Annotated in this window: 4 protein-coding genes; all 4 read right to left on the bottom strand. The window is 62.7% G+C overall.

What is annotated here, in order from left to right; translation table 11 throughout:
- Positions 1-898 (bottom strand): GlgB N-terminal domain-containing protein (locus AC5DC2_RS19260; protein WP_491699635.1); only part of this gene is annotated, 898 nt, incomplete at its 3' end.
- Positions 895-3357 carry a glycogen/starch/alpha-glucan phosphorylase gene (locus AC5DC2_RS19255; protein WP_491699634.1) on the bottom strand — a complete coding sequence of 821 codons (2463 nt, stop codon included), beginning with the start codon at positions 3355-3357 and terminating at the stop codon, positions 895-897. The genes AC5DC2_RS19260 and AC5DC2_RS19255, both read right to left, overlap by 4 nt.
- A 321-nt stretch (positions 3358-3678) precedes the next feature.
- Positions 3679-4575 (bottom strand): transglutaminase family protein, encoded by an 897-nt coding sequence (locus tag AC5DC2_RS19250; RefSeq protein WP_491699633.1) that lies wholly within the window; start codon positions 4573-4575, stop codon positions 3679-3681.
- 6 nt (positions 4576-4581) lie between these two features.
- On the bottom strand, positions 4582-4969 hold a 388-nt coding region (locus AC5DC2_RS19245), incomplete at its 5' end, for an alpha-E domain-containing protein (protein ID WP_491699632.1).

Below are 4969 nucleotides of genomic sequence, written 5' to 3'. Positions count from 1 at the left end.
ATTCGATATGGGTGAAGCCCATGTCGGCGCAATAGGGGATCAGCCTGTCGGCGAGTTCGTCCCAGGAGAGGAACGTGCCGTCATCATGGCGCTGCCAGGAACCGGCATGGACCTCGTAGATCGAGATCGGTTCGCGTCGCCGGTCAACGCTCGCCCAGTGTTCGCGGTGGGCCTCGTCGTCCCATTCCTGCTCCAGGTCGGCGGCCGTCAGCGAGGCGGTCTGCGGACGCAGCTCGCTGCGGCGGGCAAAGGGGTCCGCCTTCAGCGGCAGGAGATTGCCGTCGGCGCCGATGATCTCGAACTTGTAGGGCTGGCCGGGCTCGACCTCGGGCGCGAAGATTTCCCAGACGCCGGAATCGCGGCGGAACCGCATCATGTGGCGCCGCCCGTCCCAGCCGTTGAAGGACCCGACGACCGAAACGCGGCGGGCGTTCGGCGCCCAGACGGCGAAGTGAAAGCCCTTCACCCGCTGATGGGTCATCTGGTGTGCGCCGAGCTTGTCGAACAGTCTCAGATGCGAGCCCTCGCGGACGTAATAGTCGTCCATCGGGCCGAGCACGGGCCAGAAACTGTAGGGATCGGTCACCGTCCATTCCGCTTCGCCGCGTTTGGCATGGTAGCGGATCGGCACGAAGCCGGGGATGTCGACGGGGCCGGCGAAGAACCCGGCTTCATCGAGGCATGTCAGCTTGCCGAGCGGCTTGCCGTCGAGGTCGAATGCCTCGACGGTTTCCGCCCCCGGAAGAAAACACCGGGCGACGTGACTGCCGTTGATATCGTGGATGCCGAGCACGGAGAAGGCATCCCCGTGGGTGGCATTCAGGATAGCGTTGATTTCCTCCCGCGCGGGGAAACCGTCCCGCGCCTGTTCCGGACCGTCTGATTCCGGCTTTTTCATAAAGCACTCCAGATGTCGTGTGCATACTCCCTGATCGTCCTGTCGGACGAGAACCATCCCATGCGGGCAGTATTCCTGATTGTCTTAACGTTCCAGGCGGTGCGATCGTTCCAGATCGCATCGACTTCGCGCTGGGCTGCCGCATAGGCATCGAAATCGGCGGCGACCATGAACCAGTCGTGGTCGTACAGTCCGCCGATGAGGTCGACATAGCGGCCCGGATCGTCATGCGAGAACACGCCCGAGGAAATGGCCGACAATGCCTGCGAAAGCTCCTTGGAACCCTCGATGATCTCGCGCGGATTGTGACCTTTCGCGCGCGCCTGTTCAACCTCTTCTGCCGTCAGTCCGAAAATGACCATGTTTTCAGCGCCGACCCAGTCGCGCATCTCGACATTGGCGCCGTCAAGCGTGCCGATGGTCAGCGCGCCGTTGATGGCGAATTTCATGTTGCCGGTGCCGGAGGCCTCCATGCCGGCCGTCGATATCTGCTCGGAAAGGTCGGCGGCCGGGATCATCACCTCGGCGGTGGAGACATTGTAGTTCGGAATGAAGACGATCTTCAGAAGTCCGCGCACCGACGGGTCGTTGTTGATGACGCGGGCGACGTCATTGGCGAGCTTGATGATCAATTTGGCGTTGTGATAGCTCGGCGCCGCCTTGCCGGCGAAGAGCTTGACCCGCGGCACCCAGTCCATCTCCGGATGCGAGCGGATCTGGTCGTAAAGGGCAACCGCCTCGATGATATTCAGAAGCTGGCGCTTGTATTCATGGATGCGCTTGATCTGGATGTCGAACATGGCCGACGGATCGATGCGGGTGCCCATGCGCTCGCCGATGAGATTGGCAAGGCGCGCCTTGTTCTCGCGTTTGACGGCGTGGAATTTCTCCTGGAAGGGCTTGTCCTCGGCGAGGCTGTTGAGCGCCTGCAATTCCTCGGCGTCATCGAGGAAATCGTCGCCGATCGCCTCGCGGATCAGGCCGGTCAGGCCCGGATTGCACTCCTTCAGCCACCGTCGCGGGGTGATGCCGTTGGTCTTGTTGTTGATGCGGTCGGGATGAAGGCGATGCAGATTGTAGAAGACCGTCTCCTTCATCAGCTCCGTATGGAGCGCCGAGACGCCGTTGATCGAATGCGAGCCGAGAAAGGCGATATTGCCCATCCGCACGCGCCGTTCGCCGCCCTCGTCGATCAGCGAGATCTGGCGGATCGCGTCGTCGGTGGCGTTGGCCTCCTTGCGGGCCTTCAGCAGGATCTTGGCGTTGATCGCGTAGATCAGCTGCATATGGCGCGGGAACAGGCGTTCGAACAGCGGCACGGGCCAGGTTTCCAGCGCCTCCGGCAGAAGCGTGTGGTTGGTGTAGGCGAAAGTGCCGACGGTCAGCTCCCAGGCATCGTCGAACTCGACGCCGTAGATATCGACCAGGAGACGCATCATTTCGACGATGGCGATCGCGGGATGCGTGTCGTTGAGATGGATGGCGGCCTTTTCCGGCAGAAGCGTGATGTCGCCGAACTGCTGCATGTGCCGGTTCAAGATGTCCTGCAGCGAGGCGGAAGAGAAGAAATATTCCTGCCTCAGGCGCAGTTCCTGTCCCGCCGGATTGGCATCGGCCGGGTAGAGAACGCGAGTCAGCGTCTCGGCCTTTGTGCTTTCCTGCAGCGCGCCGATATGGTCTCCGGCATTGAACTTGTCGAGCAGGATCGGGTCGATCGGCTCGGCCGACCACAGCCTCAGCGTGTTGACGCGCTTGGCGCGCCAGCCGACCACCGGCGTGTCATAGGCCTCGGCGATCATGCGCTCGGCCGGCTTCCACACATAGCGCGGCTCCTTGCCGGCCTCCTCGATGATGTCGACCTTGCCGCCGAAATTGATCTCATGCGTGCTTTCGCGGCGATGGAACTCCCAGGGATTGCCGTGGGAAAGCCAGTTCTCCGGCAGTTCCACCTGCCAGCCGTCGGCGATTTCCTGCCGGAACAGCCCGTTCACATAGCGGATTCCGTAGCCATAGGCGGGCACGTCGACCGTGGCCATGGAATCCATGAAACAGGCGGCAAGCCGGCCGAGACCGCCATTGCCGAGCGCGGCATCCGGTTCCAGTCCAGCAAGCGCGGCGAGGCTGACGTCGAACTTCGCCAGCGCCTGGTTGATCGCCTCGATCATCTCGAGGTTCGAAATGGCGTCGCGCAGAAGCCGGCCGATCAGGAACTCGAGCGAGAGATAATAGACGCGCTTGGAGCCGGCCTCGTAGGTTTTGCGGGTCGATTCCATCCATTTGTCGGTGATCCGGTCGCGCACCGCCAGGATGACGGCGCGCAGCCAGTCATGCGGCTGGGCGACGATCGTGTCCTTCCCAACCTGGTAGGTAAGCTTTTCCAGAATGTCGGCAGCCAGTCCGTCAACATCGTGGGGGCGGGGCGTCGGCAGGGGCAGGTCGGGATTGGTCAGTTTGCTCATTGGCTTTTTCCGTCAAACTCTTTTCAGTCAATTAATGGCTGGAATTTTCGAAATACGCGGCGCCGTAAAACAGTCTCCCCGCTGAGGAGGACCGGTATGCTGTTATCCTTGCGTCCAATTTATGCACTGATATGACGCGCTTGCAACAAACCGATGAGTTCGCATCGGAAATTCTCGTCATACCGTCAAATGCCGCTGTTCTAACCGCGGTTGTGCGGCAGCAAGATGGCAATCCGTCGCGCCCTCCTAAGAGGAAAGCGCCGCGGAGCGTATGCCGCGAGCGCGGGGGCGACTGATATTGCGCTGCAACAGCGCGATGCGTCAGGAGGCGGCCTGGGGCTGCTGGACGGGGATCACGTCCACGGCCTGGGTCGCCTGGTGTTCGCCATAGGTCTTCATCATCCCGAGCACCGGCGCCACGTCGCCATAGTCGCGGCCATAGCCGACGACGATATGGTCGGCGCCGGCTTCCATGTTGTTGGTCGGGTCGAACTCGACCCATCCAGTGGCATTGCCGCACCAGACCCGCACCCAGGCATGCATGGCGTCCGCGCCCTCAAGGCGCGGCCTGCCGGGCGGGGGGGTCGTCCGCAGGTAGCCGCTGACATAGCCCGCGGGGATGCCGATCATCCGAAGCGCGGAGATCATCACATGGGAAAAATCCTGGCAGACGCCGCGGCGCAGCGCGAAGGCCTCCGCCGGCGTGCTGTCAACGGTCGTTGCCTCGCCGTCATAGGCAAAATCCTCGAACACCCGCGCGCAGATCGTCCTGGCGATGGCATAGACGCTGCTGTCGGCGGCCGCAAGGCTCCGCCCATAGGCGCCGATCTTCCGGTCGAGCGGAATGCGGGGGCTCGGGCCGATGAAATGGTGCGGCGAATCCCGGCCGAGATCGAGCACGCGGTCATATTCGCCCTTCAGTTCGGCAAGCGTTGTGGCGAATTCCAGCATGGTGCGCGGGGGGGCGATGCTGACGCGGGCCTTCATCATGATGGCGAAACGCTGATGCGGCTGGTTGACCAGCGTCGCGATCGCCGGATGGCCGAAGAAATCGATGAAGCCGCGTTCCTCGTCGGGCTCCGGGTCGAACTTCACATGGCCGGCGATCAGCCGCTGACGCCCGGCGATCGAGAGCGGCATCACGCGGGTGATGTGGCGGGCGAGCGAGGCCGGCGTGTCGTAGCGGTATTCCATCTTGAGGGAGAGGTCGTAAAGCATCGTCCCTCACAGATAGTTTCGGGCAAGACAGTCGGACAGCGCCTCGAAATCGCGCTCCAGCGTCAGGTAGTAATCCGTCGAAACCGTGTCGGCGGTCATTACCGCGAGGCCCGCCTGCACCCGCATCGTCTCGCGATGCAGCGGCGACATCTGCGTCGGGTAGCCGTGATCGGGCAGTTTCTCGACTTCGGCGAGGATCTGGTTCAGCTGGAACAGGACCGAGCGCGGGTTGAGCGGGTCGAGCGCCAGAAGGTCGGTGATAGTCAGGTGATCCGTATAGACATTGTAGTGGCGCCGGTGGGTCATCACGTTGTCGCCGATCTCGAGCAGCATGTCGAGCGCGCCGTCCGGCGCGTCCGCGCCGGAAAGCTCGCCCAGAAGCCGGGTCATGTGC

The organism is Martelella sp. (assembly GCF_984369615.1).
This window is presented reverse-complemented; position numbering and strand designations above follow the sequence as displayed.

What these genes read in the sequence shown, in the direction of transcription:
- AC5DC2_RS19255 (WP_491699634.1), bottom strand. Translation starts at nt 3,357, where the DNA reads ATGAGCAAACTGACCAATCCCGACCTGCCCCTGCCGACGCCCCGCCCC.
- AC5DC2_RS19250 (WP_491699633.1), bottom strand. Translation starts at nt 4,575, where the DNA reads ATGCTTTACGACCTCTCCCTCAAGATGGAATACCGCTACGACACGCCG.